The following is a 24,917-nucleotide window of genomic DNA, read 5'->3' on the forward strand; positions in this document are numbered from 1 at the left end:
CTTACACCGTGGGCGGTTCGACTCCGAGTTCGCGGAGGGCCGTGGTGTAGCGGTCGACGTTGCGGAGCTTGACGGATTCGTAGCCGCGGACGAGGTCGGGCAGTTCGGCGAGCTGGACCGCGCGTTCGTAGGACGCGAGGTCCAGCTCGGCGGCCAGTTCGGTCATCAGGGCGCGGTAGTGGTCCCGCAAGGTGCGCTCGAGCTTGCGGAGGTGGGCGTAGCCGAAGAGGTCCGCGCGGGTGCCGCGCAGCGACTTGAGCCGTGCGAGGACCCGTAGGGTGCTGTGGGACTTGGGGCCGAAGGAGAGCTTCTTCTTGCGGCCCAGCGCCCGCAACACCGGCGGGTGCAGCTTGAAGGACATCACGCCACCGGGGAACGACTCGCCGGTGGCGTCGAGGAACGCCGGGTCGGTCAGGAGCCGCGCGACCTCGTACTCGTCCTTGTACGCCGTCAACTTGAACAGGTTGCGGGCAACAGCCTCGCTGAACCGGGTCTCCGCCGTGACCGCCTGCTCGGCCGCCGCGACCCGCGCGACGAAGGCGACGTACGAGTTCGCGAGCTTGAGGTTCTGGTACGCGACGAGGTCGGTGGCGCGCTGGGTTGCGAGCCGCAGTACCTCACCCTCCAGGCCGGACGCGGCGACTGAGGCCGGTACGTCGGCTTTCACGGCCGGGGCCGTTGCGGTTCCGGCGGCGCGGAAGGTGGCTGGGTCGGTGACTGCGACGCGTCCCCAGGTGAAGGCGGCGATGTTCGCGGCGACCGCGGTGCCGTTGATCGTGATGGCTTCCTCGATGGCGGCGGCCGGGAGCCTGAGCGCGCCGGTCTGGTACGCGGCGCCGACGAGCAGGAAGTTCGCGGCGATCGTGTTCCCGAAGATCCGGTCCGCGGCCTCGAGCGCGTCGAAGTCGAACAGCTCCCGGCTCGCGGTGCGGACGCGTTCCAGCAGGCCGGCCTCGTCAGGGTGCTGGACGGCCGGGTCGTACACCATCGCGCCGGTCGCCGTCCGGCTGGTCGAGACCACGGTCCGCGTCGCGGCACCGTTGCCGTAGGCAAGGTTCCGGTCCTCGGCGAGTGTCAGCAGGTCGAAGCCGAGGAAGCAGTCCGCGGATCCGGGAGTCAGCCGGTTGGCCGGCTCGAGCTCGCCGTCGGCGAACCGCAGGTGACCGGTCACCGGTCCCGCCTTCTGGCTCAGCCCGGTCTGGTCGAGCGACTCGACGGCGTACCCGGCGCGATGCGCGGCAGTCGCGAGCACCTGGTTGACCGTGACGATGCCGGTCCCGCCGATACCGGCCAGGAAGACGTTCTGGGTACCGGTCACCCGCTCCTCGGCACTGCTGGGCGCAACCGACGGCGGCGCCGGGAACGCGGCCTTCTTACGGGGCGCCTTTGCTGTCTCGACGACCACGAACGACGGGCAGTCGCCGTCGAGACAGCTGTAGTCGGTGTTGCAGGACGTCTGCTCGATGCGGGTCTTGCGACCGTACTCGGTCTCGACCGGCTGCACCGACAGGCAATTGCTCTTCACGCCACAGTCGCCACAACCCTCACACACTGCCTCGTTGATCACGACACGCTGCGTACGGGCAGGCAGACTGCCGCGCTTGCGCTGGCGGCGCGCGTCGGCGGCGCAGTGCTGGTCGTAGATCAGCACCGTCACACCGGGGACGTCCCGCAGCATCCGCTGAGCCTCATCCAGACGATCGCGGCTCCACAACAGGGTCTCGGGCGCGAGGTCGCGGCGACGGTACCGTCCGGGCTCGTCTGCGCAAACGACGATCTTCCGCACGCCCTCGACGTACAGCTTGTGGGTCAACTGGGGCACGGTGAGCGCGCCCTCGGCGTCCTGCGCGCCGGTCATCGCGACGACGTCGTTGTAGAGCACCTTGTACGTGATGTTGACGCCGGCCGCGATACAGGCCTGCACGGCGAGCTGCCCGGAGTGGAAGAACGTGCCGTCGCCGACGTTCTGGAAGATGTGGCCGGCGTCGGTGAACCACGCCTGGCCGATCCACTGCGCGCCCTCACCGCCCATCTGCGTGACTCCGGTGACGGCGCTGTCCTGCCGGTCGGAGATCGTGACCATCGCGTGGCAGCCGATCCCGCCGCCGCCCATCGACCCCTCGGGCAGCGCGGTGGAGCGGTTGTGCGGACAGCCGCTGCAGAAGTACGCCGAGCGGCTCGTGGAGAGCAACGGGAGTTGGGTCCGCTTCGGGGCAGGCGGCGTGATCGGGACCAGACCCGCGAGCAGGTGCCTCAACGGCGCGAGTAACCGGCCCGACGTGAGCTCGCCGTCGGCTGGGATCAGCGCGCGACCCTCGGTGTCCCGCTTGCCGAGGATCTGCGGCGCGTCCGGCGTACCGTACAGAATCTCCCGGAGCTGGGTCTCGACGAACGCGGTCTTGTCCTCGACCACGACGATCCGGTCGAGGCCCTCGGCGAACGAGCGGACGGTCCCGGGCGCGACCGGGCTCATCAGGCCGAGTCGCAGCACCCGGACGCCCGCCCGCGCGAGCGCCTCGTCCGTGACGCCCAGGTCCTTCATGGCCTGGCGCATCGAGTCGTAGCAGCTGCCCGTCGCGACGAATCCGACCCGCGCGCCGGCCGGGTCGACGTCGACCACGTCGAGGCCGTTCTCGACGGCGTACGCGCGAACCAGCTCGGTCCGGGGCCCGACCAGATCCGCCTCGGCGCGCACGATCGCGTCCGGCCGTACGACCATCGGGCGCTGCTCGTAGCGGTACGGCCGGCCCTCCCACTCGATCGCGGGCGTGACCGGCAGGACCTCCCCCGCGGCGGCGTCGACCGTCCACGCGCCGTCGGCGACGTCCGCGACGATCTTGAGTGCGACGACGCAGCCCGTCACCCGCGACATCTCGATCGCGTGCAGGCCGAGCGTCACGATCTCGGCCGCGTTGCGCGGGAACAGGACCGGGATCCCCAGTGCGGCCAGGGACCGCTCGCTCACCGCCGGTACGGTCGACGACTTCGAGGCGGGGTCGTCACCGACCAGGAGTACGGCGCCGCCGCGCGGGTTCACGCCGTACATGTTGGCGTGACGCAGCGCGTCGGTCGCGCGGTCCACGCCAGGGCCCTTGCCGTACCAGAAGCCAGTCACGCCGTCGTGGGTACCGGTGCCGAGCGGCAGCTCGATCTGACTCCCCCACACCGAGGTCGCGGCGAGCTCCTCGTTCAGTCCGGGTACGAACCGGATGTCGTTCTCGTCGAGCACGTCCTTCATACCCGCGAGCAGCCGGTCGAGTCCGCCGAGCGGGCTCCCCTGGTAGCCGGAGACGAAGGACGCCGTACGCAACCCCCGGCGCCGGTCGAGCGCGCGATGCTCCACGAGCAGCCGCGCGATCGCCTGGACACCGGTCAGCAGCGTCGGCGGACCGGCGTGCCGGAACCGGTCGTCGAGGTCGTACGGCGGCAGCGCGGCGAGCCGCTCCACAGTGATCTCGACGGGGATCTCGGCGGGGGCGATCGCGGTCATCGACTCTCCAGGGGTCCGCAGCAATTCCCCCGAGACTGCGGTCTCGGTGGGCCACGTCACAAGAGTTGTCGTCGAGTTTGGCGACGATTCGCAATCCCTGGTCTTGTTCAGCTGGTTCATGCGCAACAAAGTGCATGCCGAGAGTAGACTTCGTTGCGTGCCCGAGCAAGCCAGCCTGGACGACACCGACCGCGCGATCCTCGACCTGCTCCGCGACAACGCCCGCCGGCCGCTCCGCGAGATAGCGACCGCGGTCGGCCTGACCGTCGCGCCGGTCCAGCGACGAATCACCCGGCTGGAGAAGCTCGGCGTGATCGAGCGCTACACCGTCCAGATCAACCACGGCCGCATCGCCGGCGGCATCGAGGCAATGACCGAACTCCACTTCGCCGACGACCTGGACCTCGCCCAGATCATGGAGTTCGTCGCCCAGGTCCCCGAAGTCAAAGAAGTCCTCACCCTCGCCGGCGACCCCGACGCCCTGATCCGAATCCAGGTAGAAGGCGTAGAAGACCTCCGCCGAGTAGTCAGCTCCCTCCGCTCCACCAAAGCCATAGCCAGCACGAAAACCCTAGTAGTCCTAGAACAATGGACCCGCCGCACCTAAACCAACCATCGCCACCACTGGCGACGGCACCACCGGCGGGAGATACCAACCACCCGGGTTGTTGACACTGGAGCTGCCGCTCGCGCGCAGCCTCACGTCGGCGGCGGCTTGTCCAGACCAAGGCGGGCTGCGGTGGCGGCGGCTTGCACCCTGGTCTGGACACCGAGCTTCTCCAGGATGTGGGTGACGTGGACGCTCGCGGTCTTCGGGCTCATGTAGAGGGCCTGGCCGATCTCGCGGTTGGTCATTCCCTCGGCGAGGAGCGCCAGGACCTGATGCTCGCGGTCCGTCAGAGCGGGCGCACCCGTCGGGTCCGGTACCGGATCTGTGCTGTCATGGGCCGGGCCGCCCCGCCCTGCGTCGATCCGGGCCAGACGCGCGAGGTTGCTGATCTGCTCGAGCAGCGGAGCCGCCTGGAGCCGTTCGGCCAGGCGCCGTGCCACGATGAGCTGTTCGGCGGCTGCGTGCCGGGCGGGTGCGCCCCGGCGGCTGGTGAGGATCGCCTCGGCGGCTCGGAGGCGTGCCCGCGCCTCGTCGTACGGCCGACCGAGCGCGGACCATTCCCGCACCGCGACTAGCCACGGTTCCGGGTCGTAGGTTCCGTTGGCGCGCGAACGTTCGCCATCGATGATCGCGGACACGGCCGCTTGGGTCGGGCGCTCGGTCACGCCGCCGAGGCGCGACACCAGATGTTCGAGGCGATCGGGCGCCCGGACGGTACCGGCCGCCTCGAGACCGGCGAGGAGCAGGCCCTCCTTCACCTCGTCATCGGCGCTCGCCTGCACGGTGCCGGCGAGCGACAAGGTCAACTCGAGCGCTTCCTCGGCACAGCCGGTCTGCAACAGCAGGCGCGCTCTCCCTTCGCCGTACGGCCCGAAGAACTGTGGTTGATCGCGTTCACCGAGGGAGGCCGCCTGATCGATCAACCTCTCCGCCGTTGCGATGTCACCGCGTGCCAGGTGGACGTTGACCGCCATCATCTGGAAGAAGCCGAGATCGGACGGTGCCGAGGGATCGGACATCCAGGCGATGGCCTCGTCCCAGCGACCGGACTCGTAGAGTGCTTGGACCACGTTGCCGTCCATCAGGTCTTCCAGCCAGTGCCTGCTCAACATCAGCCTGCGTACCCGCTGCCCGACGAAGCGAGCGACCTGGGCGGCCCGGTCGGGGTCCCCCAGCCGCAGATACGCATCGGTCACCCCGACACCTGCCATCGCGAGATCCTCGGGTTCGGCGAGCGTGTGCGCGATCGCTAGTGCCGTCTGGTGATGTTCGAGACCTCGCTCCGGCAAGCCCCGGACACTCGCCCTGACACCGAGTAGAGCATGAGCCTTGCCGACCGTCCTGAGGTCTGAGTGCTTCGTGCCGAGTTCGAGCGCGACCTGCGCCGGCGCCTCGGCCTCGTCCCATCGTGAGCAGGTGCCGAGCGCCATTGCCTGACCGGCGGCGATCTTGGCCCAGGTCGGCTCGTCATCAGCGGGCACCAACCGCTGAGCGAGCTCGACATCGCGCAGCGCCTGCGCGGTGTCGCCCACAGTGGTTCCGAGCCAGCACCGGGTCAACGCGGCGCGTAGCACCTCCTCGCGCGTATCGGACATGGCCGTCAGATCGCCCTCCAGAAGCGCCGCGGCCTCGGCCGCATGCCCCACGGAGGCGAGGTGGGTTGCCGCGGACACACGCAGCGACAGTTCCTCGGGCACCTCAGCCGGCACGTCGCGGGCGGAGCCCCACAAGTCTGCTGCCACCGCGTACCAATGACCGGCCTCAGCAACCGCATACTCCTGCTCGGCAGCCACCGCAGCCCGCACCGACCAGACGAGCCCGTCTTCGACGCTCTCGGCGCGGCGATACTGCTCGGCGATTTCCGCAACCGCAGCCGCGCCCGGCCTGTTGGGCACAGCCGCCTCCAAGCGTCCCGCCAATCGTCCGTGCAGCCGTCTCCGATCCCTTGACAGCAGCCCTTCGTAGGCGAGCTCGGCCAGCACGGGATGACGGGCGATAGCCCCGTTCCCTGGCTCGCGCACCATGAGGCCTGACGCGCATGCCCGCCGTACAGCATCCGCGTCATCGGAGGCCGCTGAGAGCATCTCGTCGTCGGTCAAGCCCCGGCCGAGGGTCGCGGCAGCGGCGATCACCATGCGGGCGGGCAATCCGACAGCATCGAGCTTCGCGCTCAGCACCTGGCGCAGCGACTCGGACGGTTCAGCGGCCCCGCGGGCCAACTCAGCGCTCAGGTAAGGGTTGCCGGCACTGCGCGCGTACACCGCTGCCACGACCTCAGCCGAACACTCCGGAATCTGCTGAGCAGTCTCCTCCAGCGTCAGTCGGCGAAGCGGCACGTCGGTGACCGAGGTGATGCGCAACTCCTCTCCGAGCCAGCGGGCCTGCTCAGCGCCGGTGTCCTCGTCTCGCCAGGTCAGCAAGACCAGCAGACCTGTCGCAGGGAGATTACGGGTGAGGTGTGCCAGGAAATCCAGCGTCGACCGGTCTGCCCAGTGCACGTCCTCCACGACGAGTACTGCACCACCGTCGGCAATCTCCGTCACCGTGCGCATCATCGCGCCGACAGTCCAGGCTCGACCCGCCGCTACCGACGCGAACACCTCACCGCCGGCTTCCCTGCCCACCCCGAGCGCCGCATCCAGTCCCCCATAGGCCACCGCACCGGACAACGGCGCACACGCCCCGCTCAGGATGCGTAGCCCGGCAGAGTCGGCATCTGCTACGGCGGCGCGGACCAGAGATGTCTTGCCGATCCCCGCCTCACCCCGCACGATCGCAACGGCCGACCCTGTTGACAGTCCGGCCGTCAGCTCCCTGAGCAGCACGAGCTCCGTCTCGCGCCCGATCAGCGCCCCACCCACACCACCATCATGCGCCTCGCCGCATCGGCTTGCTAAGGCACAGACAGCCGCCGCCTAAGGAAACGACCCGGCAATCTGCGCACAGATGCCCGATCCGCCGAATCCGCCCGCGGAGCACTGTGATCGAAAGCCGAACTTCAAGGAGGAACCATGAACAACAAGCGCTTCATCATCACCGCCCCCGTCCTCGCCGTCGCCGCCCTCGTGTTGACCTCGACAGAGTCGAACGCCAAAGTCCCACCCGAAGACCCCAGCCCCACCGCCGCCGTACCGAACCACGCACTCTCAACCCAGCCCAGCACCACGACCTCCCGCGCGAACTCGGCCGACGACACCACATCCGAAGTACTCCGAGCTGCCACGTCAGGCCTCGGCGGAGCCGGCATCGCCCTCGCCGGCGTATGGCTGTACCGCCGCCGCCCGACCCACGCCGCCTAGGACACCGAGGGCCACAATCTCAGCGCTGCCAACACCACTTCCCGCGAGGACGTCGACCAGCTGTGCCGAGAGGTATTTGCCTACAGCAACCTTTCGTGACCATGAGGCAGCGATGCGCGGCCGCCAAGGTCACCCCGGCACGGCCCCAGTCGGCACCGGCTACCGGCCATGACGCCTATCGGATCCGACTACTAAATCAAATGTGCCATGGAAATCGATGGCTTGCTTAAGCCGTGGAATCGAAATTGGTCAGCCCGAGGATTTCAATCGGTTCGGAAATGGCGGCATGATGGAGGCGCACGACGCGATTCGCCGTTGCGGGGAGGGCCGGCCCCAGATATGCGAGGGCCGGCCGGCAACGGACGACCGCACGTCCGGGGGTGTCCAGTGAGCAGTGTGGAAACAAATCGCCGCCTCGAAGTATTGGGTACGTTTCATCTTTCCGAGCAGAATCGCCCGATCATCATCGATCGGCCGAGCTGCCGCCGGCTGCTGGCCTTGCTGGCCGTCCGCGGCAGCCAACATCGAAGCGTGGCGGCCGAGACACTGTGGCCCCTGCTATCGGACAAACGTTCGCTCGGGAACCTGCGCGGTGTCATCTGGCGGCTGAGGCAGCACGAGAATTCCCTCCTCGGCGAGGACAGCGGATACATCTCGCTGCGAGACGTCGACATAGATTTCGACGAGGCGATGACCTGGTGTCATCGCGCACTCGAGGGCGACGCCGGTCCGCCGCCGCCGGGAATCGACCGCGACCTACTGCCGGGATGGGTCGATACGTGGCTCATCACCGAACGCGAGGACTTCCACCTTCTCCGGGTGTACGCACTGGAATCCGCGGCCCGCACGCTTCTTCGCGCCGGCCGCACCGGCGCAGCCTGCCGAGTCGCGGCGATTGCCGCCGGCCTTGATCCGTTACGGGAGTCCGCAGTCCGCCTGCTCATCGAGATCTCTCTGCACGAGGACAACATCGTCGCTGCGATCCGCCAATTCGAGCGCTTCGCGGAGTTGCTGCACACCGAGATCGACGCGGAGCCCAGCAGTGAGCTGACGGCCCTCGTCTCGCATCTTGTGGACGTGCGGAACCACGCACACCCAGGTGCCCGGCGACACCCGTGAGTCACTGCTGCGACAGCGCGGAGACGCGACAACGACTGCACACCGGCCACGCTGGGAGTTCAGACGCAGATCGAGGGGGTAAGCGGATCATGACGTTCGACATCACTGAACTGGTTGCAGGACTGAACCTCGAGCCAGGAACGAAGGGCAAGCCGGTCAGAGCCCTTCAGGAGTATCTGAGCCAATTCGGATACCTTGCCGCGCCGGCGAACGATCCCTACGCAGGCATCCGAGCAGGCATGCGCGCGCAGAAGCCGAAGGCCGGGACGCTCGACAACACCACAGTCGCGGCGCTACGACGCTTCCAGCAGTACTTCGGGCTCACGGTAACCGGAGTGCTCGACGAAGCCACCGTCAGCTTGATGAGCCTGCCGCGATGCGGGTTCCCCGACCGTCCCGCACAGCGCAGTCGCGCCGAGGCATCCGTCACGATCGCATCCTTTGTTGCGCAAGGCAACAAATGGGATCACACCAACATCAGCTACGACGTCGAGGACTTCACCGGCGACCTGAGCCAGGCCGAAATCGGCGCCGCAATCCAATCCGCGCTCGCGCTGTGGGCGAACGCCGCTCCCCTGACCTTCACCGAATCGGACGCACCGGACATCCGTATCCGGTTCGTGACGCTGGATCACGACGACGGATCGCCCTTCGACGGGGCCGGCAGTGTTCTCGCGCATGCCTTCTACCCACCGCCGAACGGCGGAGACCTCGCGGGCGACGTGCACTTCGACGACGACGAGACCTGGACGACCACCCTGCCTGTTCCGATCGGAGGAGTCGATCTGGCCACAGTCGCCGCCCATGAGTTCGGCCATGCCCTGGGCCTGGCGCACAGCGCCGACTCGAGCTCGCTCATGTATCCGTACTACCTCGGGCCGCACCGCTATCTCTCCGCCGACGACGTACTGGGGATCCAGACCATCTACGGCGCCCGCATCTACCCTGTCCCGGGGTGGTTCGGATCCGAGGACCAGGGCGCAGACATCGCCGTCGGCCAGATCAGCACCGCGGGTGGACAGCCTGACCTGGTGGTCTTCCACGTCGACAATCCGGGCGGTGAGAATCACGGCTACTACCGGATCGGCTGGCGGCTGGACTCTGATGGACGTGTCACCGCGGGCTGGAGCGACCGGAAGCCCGTGCCCGGCTGGTTCGGTGCCGAGGACCAAGGAGCCGGGATCGCGCTCGGTGACATCAGCGGGTCCGGCCGTTCCGACCTGGTCGTGTTCCACGTGGACAACCCTGGCGGTGACAACCACGGGTACTACCGGATCGGCTGGGACATCGACGCCAACGGGAACGTCACGAACTGGAGCGATATCCGCTCCGTGCCCGGTTGGTTCGGTTGGGAGAACCAGGGCGCGGCCATCGCCTTGGCTGACATCAGCGGCAACGGTTCGCTCGATCTCGTCGTGTTCCACCTGGACAACCCGGCCGGCGACAATCACGGCTACTACCGGATCGGCTGGAACCTCGACAAGGACGGCGCCGTGACCGGAGGCTGGAGCCCGGTCCGGCAGGTGCCCGGCTGGTTCGGCTGGGAGGACCAGGGCGCCGGCATCGCGGTCGCCGACATCGATCACAACGAGCAACTCGACCTCCTGGTCTTCCACATTGACAACCCAGGTGGCGAGAACCACGGCTACTACCGCATCGGCTCGGGGCTCGACACCCTCGGCAACGTCACCGGCGGCTGGGGACCGATCGTCGCGACCCCGGGATGGTTCGGATCCGAGGACCAGGGCGCGGGGGTCGCGCTGGCAGACCTGAACGGCAACGGCCGCCAGGACCTGATCGTCTTCCATGTGGACAACCCAGGCGGCGAGAACCACGGCTACTACAGGGTGATCGGCGATCTCTGACCAAGCTGCGCGGGACGTGCCGGCGGACGCGCTGGCGACCCTGCAACGCCTCGTGCTCGAGGCGGCCCTGACCGATCGGGATCTACCCGGGTACGGCGGGCACGCACGGCTTCCGGACCTCGACCTCCTCAGGTCCTGGTCCGGGGGCCCGCTTCGGCTGGACGCCAGCAGCGTCATCAACCCCGCGGTGGTCACAGGTCTGCAGCCACTGGTGCTGATCGTCACTGCCGACGATCTCGGCCTGGAAGCACAGGAGTTCGGCCGCCTGCCCTACCTCCATCTCCGGACCGAATCCCAGCCGCCGGACGACGTGCGGATCACGCTGCACGCCGCGATCCGCGAGGGCGGTGGACAAACGGTCGAACTTGGTGGAGTCAGTATTGCGTTTCGTCGTACCCGGAACCGGTGGGAGGTGAGCGGCGAGCCCAGACTCTTCTCGAGTTGAGCCCCGAGCAGCCGGTCAGGCAATCGTGCCCGGAGCGGACCACGAGACTTCGCATCCTGGGCAGAACCATTGCAGGTTAGGTCGCGGGGCGCCGACGCACTGGATCTCGGCCGTCAGCGCACCGCCGCACAGCCAGCAGCAGTCGCTGACCACGACCATCGGGGTGCTGGCGCCCACGAATCCTGGTCGCCCCGGGGTCCGTTCATTGCTGGGCATTGTCACTCCAAGGGGTCACGCTGGGACGACACACAGTCATCGCTTGCTCTATTTGTACCCGCGTTTCCACTCGTCAAGACGCGATCCTCGCGCGACCCCTTGGGCTACCGGCGACTTGGGGCGACCCGGTACCCAACCAAACCGCAGTCATGCACGAGTGAGGTGGCACCATGTTCGGTCTGGAACTCAAGACCTTCGACCGAGAGGCGACACAACCGGACGACCCCTTCGTTCAGACGTACCTAGCTATGCGGCGCAGGATCGGCCTCCTGGGATTCTGGCTGCCGTGGGTACTCGTTGCCATCGATTGGTTGTTGATCGATGACCTTCGCGTGCTCCGCGGATCTATGAGCGCGTACTACCACTCGTCGGCCCGCGACGTGCTCGTCGGCGGGCTGTTCGTCACCACAGGGTTCCTGATCAGCTATCTGCGCGCGAAGCGCAAGACGTATGACTATTGGCTCTCAACGGCGGCCGGATGCGCTCTCCTCGTCGTCGCACTGGTCCCGACCGGGCGATCGCTCAATACCAATGGATTCAAGGTCGGGCCGAACAGTTGCGAGGACTTTCCCGGGCCGCCCGGGTGCAGCGGCGTACAACGTTCCCTCGGCGAGGACACCGCCAGGCTGGTGCACGGCATCGGCGCCACGATCTTCGTCCTGCTGCTAGCCGCTCTTTGTTTTGTTTTCGCCCTGCGCGAGTTCGGCTTCGGACCTGCGGCACGGAAACTGTGCGAGCCCAGGCCCAGCGACGTGAAGCGCGTCCGGGGCCGTCTCAAAGAACTCAAGGTCCCAGCCTGGAAGTATCTGTGGTCGGGCGTTCCGGCGACGGAGCAGGCCATGCCGGCGCCTAGGAGGCGTGTCCTGCTGTATATCGCAATGGGCATCCTGATTCTGCTCGCCGGCCTCTGGGCGAAGGTCGGCGTCGAACTCTCGCTAGGGTTCAACGATCTCCGCCTCGGAGCCACCTACGTCGGCGAAGTGGTCGCCTTTCTCGCCTTCGGCATCGCCTGGCTCGCTGCCGGCAAGGACCTCGAACCCCGCTCCCTCCCCGACCGCATCGGAAGCATGGTCAAATCCGCCGCCGGAACTCTCGGCATGGCCAAGAAGGCCTGAGCGGCCGTGGTGCACAGCCACGAGCGCGCACGAACTCCGAGGTGTCACCAAGAGCCGCACTAGTCACAGAAGACGTAGCAGGGGAAGTCAACCGCGGTTGTAGGGCTGGACTGCCTCCTTGGTGGCGCCGATTCTCAGGTTGCGGAAGTCGGAGCGGAATGTCGCGCCCGGCTGGTAGTCCTTGTACATGCCGAACTTGATCCTGAACTCGTTCTTGAAGGAGTCGTTCTTGCACTTGGAGCGCGTCGCGTAGCCGAAGTACTCCTCGCGCTCGAAGAGCTTCTCCTCCACGGTGTCCGCTCCCTTGTGCCAGACCGCGATACGCCCCTTGGGCGCGCCGTCGTGGTAGGGCTCCACGTTGTACTTGATGACGAAGGAGTGCCACTCGTTGGCGCCGATGCTCTGGGTCGCCATCGAGATGTCGTAGTTTGTGCCGGGGTCCTCGCCTCGGCGCACGAACTGGAGGTTGTGCCCGTTGCCGGCACCGGACTGGATGCGTACGCCGCCGATCGGGTTCGCGGTGCACTGCCACAGCTGCAGCACGTACGCCCCGCTGCCCGTCACGTCGTCGACGCCCTCGGGGATGCGTACGTCGAACCCGACCCACACGTCGGTGTGGAACGGCAGGTCCCACCCCGTCGCCAGCTCCGTGCGGTCCCGGAGGGTATTTCCCGCAGCGTCCTTCCAGGTGTTCTTGGCGGGGTCCTCGACGATGGCGCCTTCGTACTCGAAGTCCTTGTCCGTGCGGAACGTCAACGCACGCGCGCCATCCGTCCCGGTGATCTGGGGCGCCTGTCCCGCTCCCTGACACTTGCCTGGAAACCAGCCGGCGCCCTCCCGGAGGTTGCCGCCGGCCCCGAGCGTCGCACTGCACGCGCCGGCGTTCTCGATCGCCCAGCTCTCACCCGCGATACCCGCCGAGTAGCTGGGCACCGCGGCTGCTGCCGCGCTGGCGGTTCGTGAGTTCGTCACTGCGGCGAACCCGACCGAGGCACTCAGGGTCAACGCCACGGTGAGAGCCATCGTCTGTCGAGCAAGTCGACCAGGGGCCGAGATCTGCATCTGTGTCACTCCTTACCGGTCGGGATGTGTTCCATGGCTGCGGTCGACGGGATCTCGGGGATGGGCAGATCCTGCCTTCGCAGGGTTTCCGCGAACGCGTTGAGGCCCGGCGTCTGATAGACGGCTGCGGCTTCGTCGGCGAGCCACAGCGCGGTTCGGTCGAGGTCCGACGGCTGCCGGGGCCAGATCCAGCGGCGGTCGTCGTTGGCGTGGCCGGCCCAGAAATGGAACGCGTCGCGGAGACTGCCGTGGCCGGGTTCGGCGGGCGCGTTCCAGAGGTCGCGGCCTTCAGCAGCTGCGACTCGGCAGCACACGGCGAATGCCCGTAGACAGTAGATGGTGTAGAGCAACGAGTCGGGACGAGCCAGTTCCCTCGGGAGCGAGCCGCCGGTAGCGATGTGGCGCAGCCGGATGCCGAACCGATCGAGGATCTCGGTGAGCGCGGTCCGATCACCGACGAACTGCAGATAGCGCAGTACCTGCGCGTCCCACCACACTCCGTGGTTGTTGGTCATCAGTTCTTCCTGCCGGCCGAGTTCGCTCGACCGCATCCAGTTGGCCAACTCGGCGAACCAGTCCTGCAGGAGCGGGAGGCCTTCGGCGAATCGTCCGGCCCGCTCCAGCAGGTCGACGTGATCCAGGAGGTCGGTCAGGAGCGTCGCCTCGATCTGCCCGATCGCCGCACCGTCGTGCCGGCCCGGCAGCGCGGCGGCGTGAGCGAAGTTGGGGCGCATCGCGGTCGCCGGGTCCAGGAACCAGCGTTCGAGACGTGCCACCGCGGCGTCAGCGTAGCGTGACTCGCCGGTCAGGACGTGGGCCTGCACCAGGGTGTTGACGGCCGCGGCCGTTTGCCGGAACCGCCGTTTGTCGTAGCGATCGCTCCACGCGTCCGGGTTCCGCCGTCCGTCGACCCTGATGTACGGCAGACCGTCGGCTGTCTCCGGATTCGGCCAGGAGTAGTTGCCGACCGAGTAGTAGTCGTGGGCGTCTCCGGCCCAGTCCGACGGCTCCCGGTCGAGGATGGAATACGGACGGCCGGCCAGGAACTCGTCGGCCCGGGCAACCAGCTGACGGATCATTTGGGTCCCGCCTCCGAGAAGGCCTGTTCGAACTCGGCCCGGATCTTGTCGCCGCCGCCGTTGCGCCACTTGGTCACGGCCGCCTTCCAGCTCGACACGGGTGCGCGTCCGGCCAAGATGCCGTTCCGCGTATCGGTCAGGTCCTTGCCCAGCTGCAGGCCCTTGGCGGCATCGGTCTCGGAGTACAGGCCCTGGGTCGGATCAGGGGCGAGAATCGGCAGCGCGGCCTCCTGGTAGTCGAAGCGGGCCTGGGCGACATCGCGCCGGCCCGGGTCGTAGATGGCCAGCGTCGGTCCGGAGACGTACCCGAACGGCACCAGCCGCAGATTCTGGCCACGCGAGTTCACGATCGGGTCCTTGCCCTCGAGCGTGAACGTCTGGCCCTCGATCCCGAAGTTCCGCAGGAGGTACTCCGACGATCCGAACGGCGCGGCGAGCCAATCGAGCACCCGGAGCACCTCGCGGACCCGGTCCGGGTCGGCCTGGGTGACAGCGGTGAACGCCTGAGCCGCACTCCCCCGAGGGTGCACGGGCTTGCTCGCCGCGTCGTACCCGAACATCGGAAGCGACCCGAGCTTGAAGCCCGGCACCTCGGCTCCCCACATCTCGTACTTGCTCCAGCCCGCGTACCCGCCGAAGACGATCGGCGTGGTCCCGTTGGTGAACCAGTCGTTGCGTTGGTTGTTGGAGGCAACTAGGCCGTCCGGATGGAAGACGCCGGCGTCAGCCAGTTCGCGGGTGTCGGCCAGAGCCTTCTCGTACTGCTCGAGTTCGATGTTGGAGGTGAATTTCCCGCCGTCCTCGCTCCAGCTGCCTGGGATGCCAAGGGAAGCGGCGATCATGGTCAGGGTGCTGCCCGGATCGCCGCAGGCCCAGCGAGACTTGCGCTCGTTGGTCAGCCCTTTCAGCAGTGCCTTGAACTCTCCGATGTCCTTCGGCTGCGCGGGCAGTCCGGTACCGGCGACAAGGTCGGCGCGGATCCAGGCGACCGACGGGATCGGCACCCGGGCGATCGGTACTCCCCACAGGGCGTTGCCGTACACGGTCTTGCGCCACGCATCGGTGGACAGACCCGCGAGGTTCGGATAGTCCTTGACGGCATCGCCCGACAAGTACTCGGTCAAGTCGGTGAACTTTGCCTTCAGCAACGCCGGCAGCTGCTGCACCGAGCCGTAGATCGACACCACGTCGGGCAGATCTCCGCCGGCCACGGTCGTCGCGAACCGTTGAGCGTAGTCAGCTGCCGGCGCGTACGTGATGTCGAGCTTTCCACCGAGTCGCTTGTCGACCTCCTGCCACAGCGGATTGTCGGACTTGCCGGGCGCCACCGGGTCGAAGGTGTAGGTGAGAGCGGAGATCTGGCCACCCGACAGCGGGGGCTTGCTGACCGACGCGACGGGATTCGCCGGATACTCGAAGTACCCGCTCATGCCGAGCGGGCTCGCGCTCTTCAGCGCAGGTTCGGCCTTCCCGGCCTGGGCGAACGTCGGGAGAATGTCCGCTCCGATTCGGCCGGAGGTTCCCGTCGTCGTCTTGGCGGAGCAGCCGAGAGCCGATCCGGCAGCACCCGCGACGGCTGCCGCGGACAGCCCTTTGAGCAACGTACGGCGCGATAGCGCATCCATGGTTACGGTCCCTCCTCATGGCGGGCGTCCGGTCGATCAGCCTTTGACGGCGCCGATCAGGAGTCCCTTGCTGAAGTGCTTCTGGATGAACGGGTAGATGATGAGGATCGGGATGACGGACATGACCAGAATCGCCATCTGGATCGAGGCCTGGGGTGGCAGCGACTCGGTCGACGCCGAGAGCTCGTCCGTCCCGAGCGGTGTCTGGTTCACGACGAACGTTCGCAGGACCAGCTGCAGCGGCCACTTCTCCGGCGACGGCAGGTAGAGCAGGGCCGAGAAGAACGCGTTCCAGTAGGCGACGGCGTAAAACAAGCCGACCACCGCGACGACGGCCTTCGAGAGCGGCAGGACGATGGAGGTGAGGATCCGGAGCTCGCCGGCCCCGTCGATCTTCGCCGACTCGGTCAGCTCACCGGGAAGCTCGAGGAAGAAGGACCGCATCACGATCACGTTGAAGGCATTGACCACGACCGGCAGGATCAACGCCGCCAGGTTGTCGATCAGGCCGAGCTGCTTGACGATCAGGTACATCGGGATCATGCCCGGATTGAACAAGAGCGTGAACAGTGTCATCAGCAGGATCGGCTTGTGCAGCAGCGATCCCGGCCGCGACAGGGCATACGCGAGCATGATGGTGCAGGCCAGCGACAGGACAGTGCCGACAGCGGTGACCGCGACCGACACGGTGAGCGCCCGCGTCACCACTCCGCCCGACAGAACAGCCCGGTACGCCGCCAGCGACGGCTCGCTGGTGAAGAGGACGAGTCCGCCGCGCGCGCTGATGTCGCGTTGCGGCGCCAGGCTCGTCATCACGACGGCCACGAACGGGACGATCACCGCGAGGCAGGCGACGGTCAGCAGTACACCGCGAGCCGCGGTCGCCCAGCGCGGTTGCCGTCCCATCCAGGCCGGCCGGTCGTCCGACGCCGGTCGACGGTTGCGCTGAGCCCGGCGTTCCGCGGTGGTCTCCAGTAGTCCGGTCATTTCGAGTACACCCCCCGCTCCCCCATGGCGTGGGCGAGCCGATTCGCCCCGAGTACGAGAACCACGCCGACGACGCCCTTCACCAGGCCGACCGCGGCCGAGACACCCCAGTTCCCGCCGATGATCCCGTTGTTGTAGACGTACGTGTCGAGCACCTCGGAAGCCTGTGCGCCGACCGGTCCCTGCTGCAGGAGGATCTGCTCGAAACCGACCGTGAGCGAATCACCCAGCCGCAGGATCAGCAGCAGGACGATCACCGGCCGGATCGCGGGCAGCGTCACGTGCCACAGTTGCCGAAGCGGGCCGGCCCGGTCGATCGCCGCTGCCTCGTACAGGTTCAGGTCGACCTTGGAGAGCGCGGCCAGGAAGATGATGGTCGACCAGCCGGTGTCCTTCCAGATCACCTGCGACGTGATCAGCAGTTTGAACAACTCCGGTACGCCGATGATGTGGAAGGTTCCCAGGTCCGCGGAACGCAGCCACTCGTTCAGCATTCCGCCGTTGCCGAACATCTGCTGGAACAACGCCACGACGATGACCCAGGACAGGAAGTGCGGCAGGTAGAGGATCGACTGCGCCAGCCGCTTGGCTCGTTCGTTCAGCATCGAGTTGAGGACCAGGGCCAGCGCGATCGGCAACGGGAACACGAACAGCACCTGGACCATCGTGATGACCAACGTGTTCACGAGCGCGTTCAGGAACTCCGGGTCACCGTCGAAGATCACCGAGAAGTTGCTCAGGCCAACGAAATCCGACCCGCTGATGCCGAGGAACGGCTGGTAGGCCTGGAAGGCGATCACGTTGCCCAGCAGCGGCAGGTAGTGGAACACCACCAGGACGACCACGCCCGGTATCGCGAGCAGCAGCAGCACCCGGTCCCGGTGCCATCGGGTCGCCAGCTGCCCGCGGATGCGAGGCGCGCGGGCGGCCGGCGTACCGGGATCTGCACCTGCCCTCGGCCGCACCTTGGTCTCCGACGACATCAGCGGATCCTGCTGCCGACCGCTGCGACGGCGGCCTCGACCATCCCCCGCACGCGCTCCTGCGCGCCGTCCCGCGCCTGCCGCGCCATCTCGGCCGCGGCCGGCCGGTCGTCGGCGATCTTCTGCAGGAGTTGCCCGGCCGCAGCATCGGCCCCAGGTCCCAACTCGACGAACGGCAGGCCGAGATCGTTGTACATCTGGCCCTTGATCGTGTCGGTCGGCTGGCGCAGATAGACCGCCGGAATACCTTCCGCCAACGCGATCAGCGGTGAATGGCACTCCATGCTCACGACAGCGCCGGCCTGCCGGTACACCGCGGCCGCCTCGGTCAGGTCCCAGAACCGCGGCAGGATGTGGACCAGGTCGGCCACGTCGGCAGGGAAGGTCCCCGCGAACTCCGCCTCGGCGACTTCCATCGCGTAGCTCATCTCCGGCACGACGAGCGCCGGCTCGCCAGTGGCTCGCACCCACCCGATCACGCTCTGCCGCAGAACGTCCAAGTCGGACTTCAGATAGCCCGCGTTGTACGCCGTCCGGCGAACATCCTCGGCCGCGGGCGGGTAGTTCCGGATCTGGTGGTACGGCGTGAACCGCAGCCGCGGTACGGCGCAGAGGAAGCGACCGCTCTTCAACCCGTAATCCGCGAGAACCGCCTCGCCGTCGCCGTCGTCGACCACGTCGAACATCACGGTGGCGTCCGGACCGAACGCGATCGTCGGCGCCCCGAGGCCCTGGCCGGCCAGGAACCGCTCGGTCAACGAATCCCGGCAGTAGACGAACGCGGCCGTGTCGAGCACCTCGCGCTCGCGCTCGCTGAGCAGGTCACCGTCGATCGCGCTGATCATGCTCGCCGCCCGCGCCAGTGTCGAGCCGTACGGCCGGAGCGGATCTACTGTCACCCCGAAAACACCGTGCGGCTTTCCGGTCCGCCGATGCCATTCGGCGACCTCCACCTGGGCAACGAGCGATGGCCCGGACCCGTGGACCAAAAGGTCGCCTTCGGCAAACAATCGGTCGAGCGCCGGGCTGAGCGCCTCGCCGGGTACGACGCGATCCTCGACGATCTCGACGTCCGGGAAGTAGCGGCGGAGCATCTGCCGTACGTTCTCGTCGATGCTGCGAGCCCACAGCGTCAGCTTCGCTTCCGGTGCGTAGCGCTGAAAGGCTCGGAGTGCACCCGGCGTATGGGCGACGTCGCCGATGTTGACGGTTTGCCAGCCGGAGACGAGAACGACGTGAACCATGAGGATTCCCTGTCCAGCCCATCCCGAGCAACGGTGGGCTTTACGGTCGATTCGGAGCTACTAGCCGAGCATCATGCCGATGATTCATCGGTTAATCAAGACCGGCGAGCGAACCGGATGCAGGCTTCCGGACGATCTGCGCTCAGCCGGCGTACGGCGCGGTCGATCCTCGATCGATCAGTTTCGGCGCCGGCCGGGTGACCTGGGCCGACTGGACGCGGCGGCCGTCGATCATCCGGCGCAGGGTCGTATAGGCGCGCATTCCGGCTTGCTGCACAGGCATCCGGACCGTGCTCGGTGCCGGCCGCATGGCGTCGGCGATGGGCAGATCCTGGTACACCACGATCGACAGATCGTCGGGGATCCGCAGTCCGAGATCGATGATCGCCGAGATCGCGCCCGACGCCGCGACGATGTTGTCGATGATCAGCGCGGACGGCGGCCGGGCCGAGGCGAGGAGCTCGCGCGTCGCGGCTGCGAGATCCGGCGGTTCGTAGCCGACCTGCTTGACCAGCGACCGGTCGAAGCGCACGCCCGCCGCCCGCAACGCCGAGCGGTAGCCGTCGACCCGGGCGCCACTGGCGATCGGGACGACGGGTCCACCGACCAAAGCGATCCGGCGGTGCCCCAGACCCAGCAGGTGCGTCGTGGCCAGACCGATGCCGGCCGCGTCGTCGATCCACACCGACACGGAGTCGTCCGGTCGCGGGTTCTGCAGGATCACGTACGGGATCGACCGCTTGGTGAGTTCCTCAGCTGTCTCGGTCCCCCATTGGGTGGACCGCAACAACACCCCGTCGACCATGCCCGTACCGACGATCCGGCTCATCAAGTGGCTGCCCGGCTCGATCCACAGTGCGTCGGCCAGCAAGAGCACGTCGCCATGTTCCTCGGCGGCCGTATGCATGCCACGAATCGCCAGCTCGAAGACCGGGTTCGCGATCTTCGGCACCACCGCTGCGATCACTCCCGATCTGGACAGTCGCAGCGACTGCGCGGCGTGGTTGACGCGATAGCCCGTGTCCTGGATCGCCTGCTCGACGCGCAGCCGGGTCGCCTCGCTCATCCGGACGTTGCCGCGAGCCCCGGAGATCACCGCGGAAACCACGGCCGTGGACACCCCGGCCCGCTTCGCAATGTCCTTGAGCGTGGTCATGCCGCCAGCCTAACGAAGTCCACCTCCCAACTGGCCCCGGCCGCGACGTTCAGTCTGGACGGACGCGCTGTCGCTCGCAGGAGCGTGCGACAACGACGTTCTCGAACGTGCTCTCCGTGGATGCGTAGAGCCCGACGCCGCCGTTGCGGACGACCGTGTCGCGACCTTCCAGGATCTGAACGCCGTTCAGCGTGACGGTGATGCGGTCACCTTGGATCGCTGCACCGAGTTCGACGGGACCTCTCAACGGGTTGCTGATCGATGCCGTGCCCACCGTGACCGGACCCGACGCGTGAGCCTCGCGGACGATACTCGCGTACTGCGTTCCTTGGCTCGTCTTACCGAGGTGGATCCGGTACCCATAGGAGTCCGAGGTGTCTCGCAGCGAGATACCCGCCGTACCGACGGATCCCTTGATCGTGACCGTGGCCTTCGCGGCAAAGTCGCACGTCTCGGAGAAGCGTGACGGCAGTGTCGAGTCGACCAGTACGTGCGCCCTGCCATCGGTAGGCGTGAGCTTCAGCTGACCCGAATTGACGGACGCCTGTCCCGCGATTCCCCGCCAATTGGCCTGGTCGAGCCCTTCCTTGATCGTGATGTTGTCGAAGGCCGCGGCCCGGCCGTTCGTGGAGGCGGCGGCGCCACCCGTCGGCAATTGCGAGTCGTCCGCGGAGATCGACGTACTCCCCACTGTGGCGTTCAGATGCTTCCCGACCGCGGAGACGGTCAGCGTATGCGCGCTGTCGGCGGTGATGGGCAGCGCCGTCTCCGCGAGAAGCGTCGACGTCGCGTTGTAAACCTTCACGAGCTGCAGCTTCGCGCCGCCCGACGTACTGACGACATCGGCCCGGTAGTAGTTGCGGGAATCGTGATACCGGAACGCGAGACCGGTCGTTGCCGTCGTCTGGTTTCGTGCCCCGGGAACGATGTCCGCAGTCACGATCACGTCATCCGGCACGTCCTGCTGCACCGCCAACGACTGCGTGTCCGTACTCGAGGTCTGCACCAGCTGCGCGCCGCCGAGCTCCCAGGTGCCCTGCACCGGCGTCCAGCCGTCAAGGGAGCCATTGAAGTCATAGACAGTGCTGTCCAGGCTCGCGTCCGTGAACTTCTCGTTGAGCAACGGCTTCGGGGCGAAGGCTGCCTTGGCCGAGACGGTGACGAGGTTGCCGGTTCGGGTGAACGCGGTCGGCTTGCCGTTGATCTTCACCGCGCGGGCCTTCGGTGCGTTGATCGTGAGGGTGCCGGTGAACGGGTCCCCAAGCGAGATCCGGGCGGTAGCGCCCTGCAGCTCAACACTGACGTCGGACAGAACTCCGGAGGCTTTGACCACGGTGTCCCCGCCGTCGACCAGCGACGATCCCTGGGTCAGCGCGTACCGCGTCAGCCCGCCGCGCTTGGCACGCTCGAGGTAGGCGGTCTCGGCGTTGGTCGCGGCGTCCCCGAACTGCCTCGTCGAGGGAATCGCCTCGCGCGACAAGTAGAAGCGGCCAGTCGCCTTCGGCAGCTCGATCGTCATCGCGCTGGCCACGGCGTGATCCACCTGGGGCAGTTCGATGCGCGACGCCTTGACCGACGGCGCGGCGCCGGCGTTGCCGGGTACCACGACCGTGTCCACTCCCGTAGCGCCGGTGGCGGACCAGTCGTACGACAGGTAGTCGACGTCGGTGAGAACCTGCTCGCCCACCCGTACGGCGCCGTTCTTGTGAACGTTCGACGTGACATCGGCGCCGGCCGAGGCCACGGGGACTAGCTGTACGCCGGCAACCGGTGCGGCGCCGGGCACCGTGTCGAACCCGACCGTGGCGACGTTCGTGTCGGGGTCGACACTGACCGGATCGCCAGGGAAGTGCCAGAGCTGCCGGTAGTCGTGCGCCCCGGTGTCACCCGTGAGGTCGTCGGAGACGACCCAGAAACCGGGCTTGACGAAGTAGACGACGCGATCGTGCGCAATCGGCCGGTAGGCCTGCGTCTTACCGCGGTAGATGTCGAGACCCGCGTTCGAGCGCCACAGCGACGTCGAGCGGGGCAGGCCGGCGGGCTGCGGTTGTCCGTCGACCTCGATCGTGTTGTGCGCCTCGGTAGTGCGGCGCATCCAGTCGTTCGTCGGGGTCGCGCTGTAGTCCCCCGCGCCGGGGTCGACGATCAACGGACGCCCGTACGCCGCCATCACCAGGCTGAGGTCGTCGGGATGCCGATGCGAGGCCGTGTAGCTGGAGTTCTGGTTGTTGATCAGCATGTACTGGGCGTTGGCGTCCCACCCGGACCGCTGGACCGCATAGCTGATCGGGAACACCGTGGACGACAGCGTCGGGGCGGTCCCCTCGGTGCGCCCGGAAGCGACCCAGGTGAAGTCGGACCAGGAGTTGCGCTCACCGGTCTTCCGAATCGCGCTCTCGCCTGCGTCCGTGTTCGGAGAATCCCCGACGAGCGCGGTCTCGAGATTCGGCATACGGGTCGCGAACAGCGCATCCGCGATCCAATCCGCTGACCGAACAACCCCGTCGGGCAGCGTTCGCCCGTTGGCATCGGCAACGTCCATCATCGCGTTGATCAGATCCGCCACGTAGGCCTGATAGTTGAACGTCGGCTCGCGGTACACGCCGTCGCCCTTCACCCAGGCGCGCAGGAACCGCTCGACCGAGCGCACCGCGAACGGCTCCCAGACGAACGACGACGAGAACTCCGGAAGATAGACCGCCGCGATGTAGATCGAGCGGGCCATCGAGACATACCAGTTGTTTCCGACATGGATCTGCAGCACATTCGCGAGGCGATCCGTCGTCGCGTGCACGCCGGACAGGTACGCCACCAGGTCGTTCGCGTCGATGCTCGGCTCCGTCCGGAACACGGAGAACGAGCTGACGAGCTGGGCCAGCCGCTTGCCGCCCGAAAGGTTGCGGTTCTGCGGCCAGCTCGGATTGTCGGCGAAGAAGTCCAGTGAGATGTCCATCCACGCCGACGCGTACGCCGCACGCTTGTGCGGGTCGCTCTCCTTCACATAGGCGCTCGTCAGCGTCGACATGAACGTGAAGTCACTCATCAGAACCTGTGCGCTCCCTGGGATGGTCTCCGTCCCGCCCCAGAGGTCCGCCCAGTCCACGTCGATCCGCTGCGCGGCATCGTCGTAGAAGTCACGGGTCACGGTGCCGAACCGGAAGATCCCCGCCGCCAGTTCGTCGGCGGTCGCGTCGCCGCCACCTCCCCCACCCACGCCCGGGTACTCGATGCCCGAGCGGCCTGCGTAGTAGGCCTTGAGCTCGTCCGCGGCGCCCGCCTCATCGCCGGCGGCAAGCTCCGCCGCAACCCGGGCGAGTCCCGGACGGGTCAGGTCGAGCAGCTCACCGAGATCCGACATACCGGTCGTGGCGGCGCCGGCCGGCGACAGCCCCGTCACCATCAGGGCCACCGCGGCTGTCGTCGCAGCCCACGCACGGGCACGGCGGCGAGTGCTCCGCCGAAGATGTCTTCGTTGCATCCCATCTCCTCATGACACGTGAGAGTTCTCGCTGAGTCCGAGCCGAGGCCGGTTAGGTGACGTATCGTTAATTCACCGTAGGCTTGGTTGAGACGTTACGTCAACGGTTCGAGGAGGCATGCGTGACAACGCAACGGGACATCGCCCGCACCGCGGGGGTATCGGTCGCGGTGGTGTCGGCCGTGCTCAACGGCACGACCCACACCCGGATGAGCGAGGCCACCCGTGCGCGGGTCCTCCAGGCCATGGAGAACCTCGACTACCAGCCCAACCAGGCGGCCCGGTCCCTGCGGCTCAACCGCACCGGCATGATCGCGCTGATCCTCCACAAGCTCGACAATCCCGTGTACGCAGACCTACTGCGCGGCGTCTACGGAGCCGCCTCCGAGCACGGCGGGACGGTCCTGCTCGGCGACGCGGAGATGATGCGCTCGAGCAGCCAGTTCGTCACCCGGCTGCTCAGCCAGGGCACCGTCGACGGCATCCTGATCCGGGACGACCAGCTGTACGACGACGACGTGATGGCCGAGCTCCGCTCGCATCCCAAGCCGATCCTCAGCCTGGACCACGACCAGCACCACCCGTGGGTCGGCATCGACGATCGCCGCGCGGGCGAGATCGCGACCCGGTTCCTGCTCAACCTGCGCCATCGCCGGATCGCCTTCATCGGCGGCGCGCCCGGGCACGCGTTCCAGCAGCGCTACCTCGGATATCAGCAGGAGATGCAGCAGGCCGGCCTGGAACCGGCACCGCACCTGGCCACCGGCTTCGGCGAGCAGGCCGGCGCCCACGGCCTACGCCAGGCACTGCAGTTGCCAGCGGCACCGACCGCGGTCGTGGTGAACAACATCATGAGCGCCGTCGGAGTCCTGGCCGCCGCACGAGACCTAGGCATCGCCGTACCCGACCAGCTGTCAGTCGTCGGCATCCACGACGTAGGCCTAATGGAACACCTACGCCCAGCCGTCACCGCAGTCCGAATGCCCATGTACGAACTCGGCCAAGCCGGCGTCCACGCCCTGTACGACCTAATGGCAGGCAACCCCCACACCAGCGGCACCATCACCACCCCCGAGCCCGAACTCATCATCCGCGACTCAGCAACGGCCCTGGCTGACACCTGACGGTACCAAGTTGACGTGGC

General features: G+C 67.4%; 17 protein-coding genes. 7 read left to right on the forward strand and 10 right to left on the reverse strand.

Annotated elements, in window-relative coordinates; translation table 11 throughout:
* Position 1: 1 nt before the first annotated feature.
* Positions 2-3,490 (reverse strand): indolepyruvate ferredoxin oxidoreductase family protein, encoded by a 3,489-nt coding sequence (locus tag E0H92_RS34180; protein ID WP_131499156.1) that lies wholly within the window; start codon positions 3,488-3,490, stop codon positions 2-4.
* Between the two features lie 157 nt (positions 3,491-3,647).
* Here E0H92_RS34180 and E0H92_RS34185 point away from each other — a divergent pair, with 157 nt between their 5' ends.
* On the forward strand, positions 3,648-4,097 hold the full coding sequence (locus E0H92_RS34185) for an Lrp/AsnC family transcriptional regulator (protein WP_202873963.1): 450 nt from the start codon (positions 3,648-3,650) through the stop codon (positions 4,095-4,097).
* 92 nt (positions 4,098-4,189) lie between these two features.
* Here E0H92_RS34185 and E0H92_RS34190 read toward each other — a convergent pair whose 3' ends face one another.
* Positions 4,190-6,961 (reverse strand): helix-turn-helix transcriptional regulator, encoded by a 2,772-nt coding sequence (locus E0H92_RS34190; protein WP_131499157.1) that lies wholly within the window; start codon positions 6,959-6,961, stop codon positions 4,190-4,192.
* 150 nt (positions 6,962-7,111) lie between these two features.
* Here E0H92_RS34190 and E0H92_RS34195 point away from each other — a divergent pair, with 150 nt between their 5' ends.
* From E0H92_RS34195 to E0H92_RS34215, 5 genes are all read left to right on the forward strand, one after another.
* On the forward strand, positions 7,112-7,399 hold the full coding sequence (locus E0H92_RS34195; protein ID WP_131499158.1) for a hypothetical protein: 288 nt from the start codon (positions 7,112-7,114) through the stop codon (positions 7,397-7,399).
* A gap of 387 nt (positions 7,400-7,786) precedes the next feature.
* Positions 7,787-8,518 carry an AfsR/SARP family transcriptional regulator gene (locus tag E0H92_RS34200; protein ID WP_165550150.1) on the forward strand — a complete coding sequence of 244 codons (732 nt, stop codon included), beginning with the start codon at positions 7,787-7,789 and terminating at the stop codon, positions 8,516-8,518.
* 89 nt (positions 8,519-8,607) lie between these two features.
* On the forward strand, positions 8,608-10,383 hold the full coding sequence (locus E0H92_RS44800; protein WP_202873964.1) for a matrixin family metalloprotease: 1,776 nt from the start codon (positions 8,608-8,610) through the stop codon (positions 10,381-10,383).
* Positions 10,384-10,399: 16 nt separating this feature from the next.
* Complete coding sequence (locus E0H92_RS34210) at positions 10,400-10,828, forward strand: hypothetical protein (protein ID WP_131499160.1); 429 nt, start codon at positions 10,400-10,402, stop codon at positions 10,826-10,828.
* A 386-nt stretch (positions 10,829-11,214) separates the two neighbouring features.
* A complete protein-coding gene (locus E0H92_RS34215; protein ID WP_131499161.1) occupies positions 11,215-12,159 on the forward strand; it encodes a DUF998 domain-containing protein in 945 nt (314 codons plus the stop codon).
* Between the two features lie 87 nt (positions 12,160-12,246).
* Here the strand turns inward: E0H92_RS34215 and E0H92_RS34220 are convergent, their stop codons facing one another.
* The 8 genes from E0H92_RS34220 to E0H92_RS34255 form a co-directional block, all read right to left on the reverse strand.
* Positions 12,247-13,221 (reverse strand): heparin lyase I family protein, encoded by a 975-nt coding sequence (locus tag E0H92_RS34220; RefSeq protein WP_131499162.1) that lies wholly within the window; start codon positions 13,219-13,221, stop codon positions 12,247-12,249.
* Between the two features lie 5 nt (positions 13,222-13,226).
* Positions 13,227-14,300 carry an alginate lyase family protein gene (locus E0H92_RS34225; protein ID WP_131499163.1) on the reverse strand — a complete coding sequence of 358 codons (1,074 nt, stop codon included), beginning with the start codon at positions 14,298-14,300 and terminating at the stop codon, positions 13,227-13,229.
* Entirely contained in the window at positions 14,297-15,925 is a 1,629-nt protein-coding gene (locus E0H92_RS34230; RefSeq protein WP_131499164.1) for an extracellular solute-binding protein, read from the reverse strand. The genes E0H92_RS34225 and E0H92_RS34230 overlap by 4 nt, the downstream gene beginning before the upstream one ends.
* 36 nt (positions 15,926-15,961) lie before the next feature.
* Positions 15,962-16,912: a carbohydrate ABC transporter permease gene (locus E0H92_RS34235; RefSeq protein WP_131499165.1), complete on the reverse strand. Its 951-nt coding sequence runs from the start codon at positions 16,910-16,912 to the stop codon at positions 15,962-15,964.
* The gene (locus tag E0H92_RS34240; RefSeq protein WP_131499166.1) at positions 16,909-17,895 is read right to left on the reverse strand and encodes an ABC transporter permease; all 987 of its coding nucleotides are present in this window, start codon (positions 17,893-17,895) and stop codon (positions 16,909-16,911) included. The genes E0H92_RS34235 and E0H92_RS34240 overlap by 4 nt, the downstream gene beginning before the upstream one ends.
* The gene (locus E0H92_RS34245; protein WP_131499167.1) at positions 17,895-19,139 is read right to left on the reverse strand and encodes a polysaccharide pyruvyl transferase family protein; all 1,245 of its coding nucleotides are present in this window, start codon (positions 19,137-19,139) and stop codon (positions 17,895-17,897) included. Before E0H92_RS34245 ends, E0H92_RS34240 begins: the two co-directional genes overlap by 1 nt.
* Positions 19,140-19,281: 142 nt before the next feature.
* Positions 19,282-20,295 (reverse strand): LacI family DNA-binding transcriptional regulator, encoded by a 1,014-nt coding sequence (locus E0H92_RS34250; RefSeq protein ID WP_131461846.1) that lies wholly within the window; start codon positions 20,293-20,295, stop codon positions 19,282-19,284.
* Positions 20,296-20,344: 49 nt separating this feature from the next.
* Positions 20,345-23,695, reverse strand: a complete 3,351-nt coding sequence (locus tag E0H92_RS34255) for an alginate lyase family protein (RefSeq protein ID WP_165550151.1) — start codon at positions 23,693-23,695, stop codon at positions 20,345-20,347.
* Between the two features lie 200 nt (positions 23,696-23,895).
* Between E0H92_RS34255 and E0H92_RS34260 the strand changes: the two genes are divergently transcribed.
* Positions 23,896-24,897, forward strand: a complete 1,002-nt coding sequence (locus tag E0H92_RS34260) for a LacI family DNA-binding transcriptional regulator (protein ID WP_165550152.1) — start codon at positions 23,896-23,898, stop codon at positions 24,895-24,897.
* Positions 24,898-24,917: the final 20 nt, after the last annotated feature.

Source organism: Kribbella speibonae (assembly GCF_004331375.1).
GTDB classification, from domain to species: domain Bacteria; phylum Actinomycetota; class Actinomycetes; order Propionibacteriales; family Kribbellaceae; genus Kribbella; species Kribbella sindirgiensis.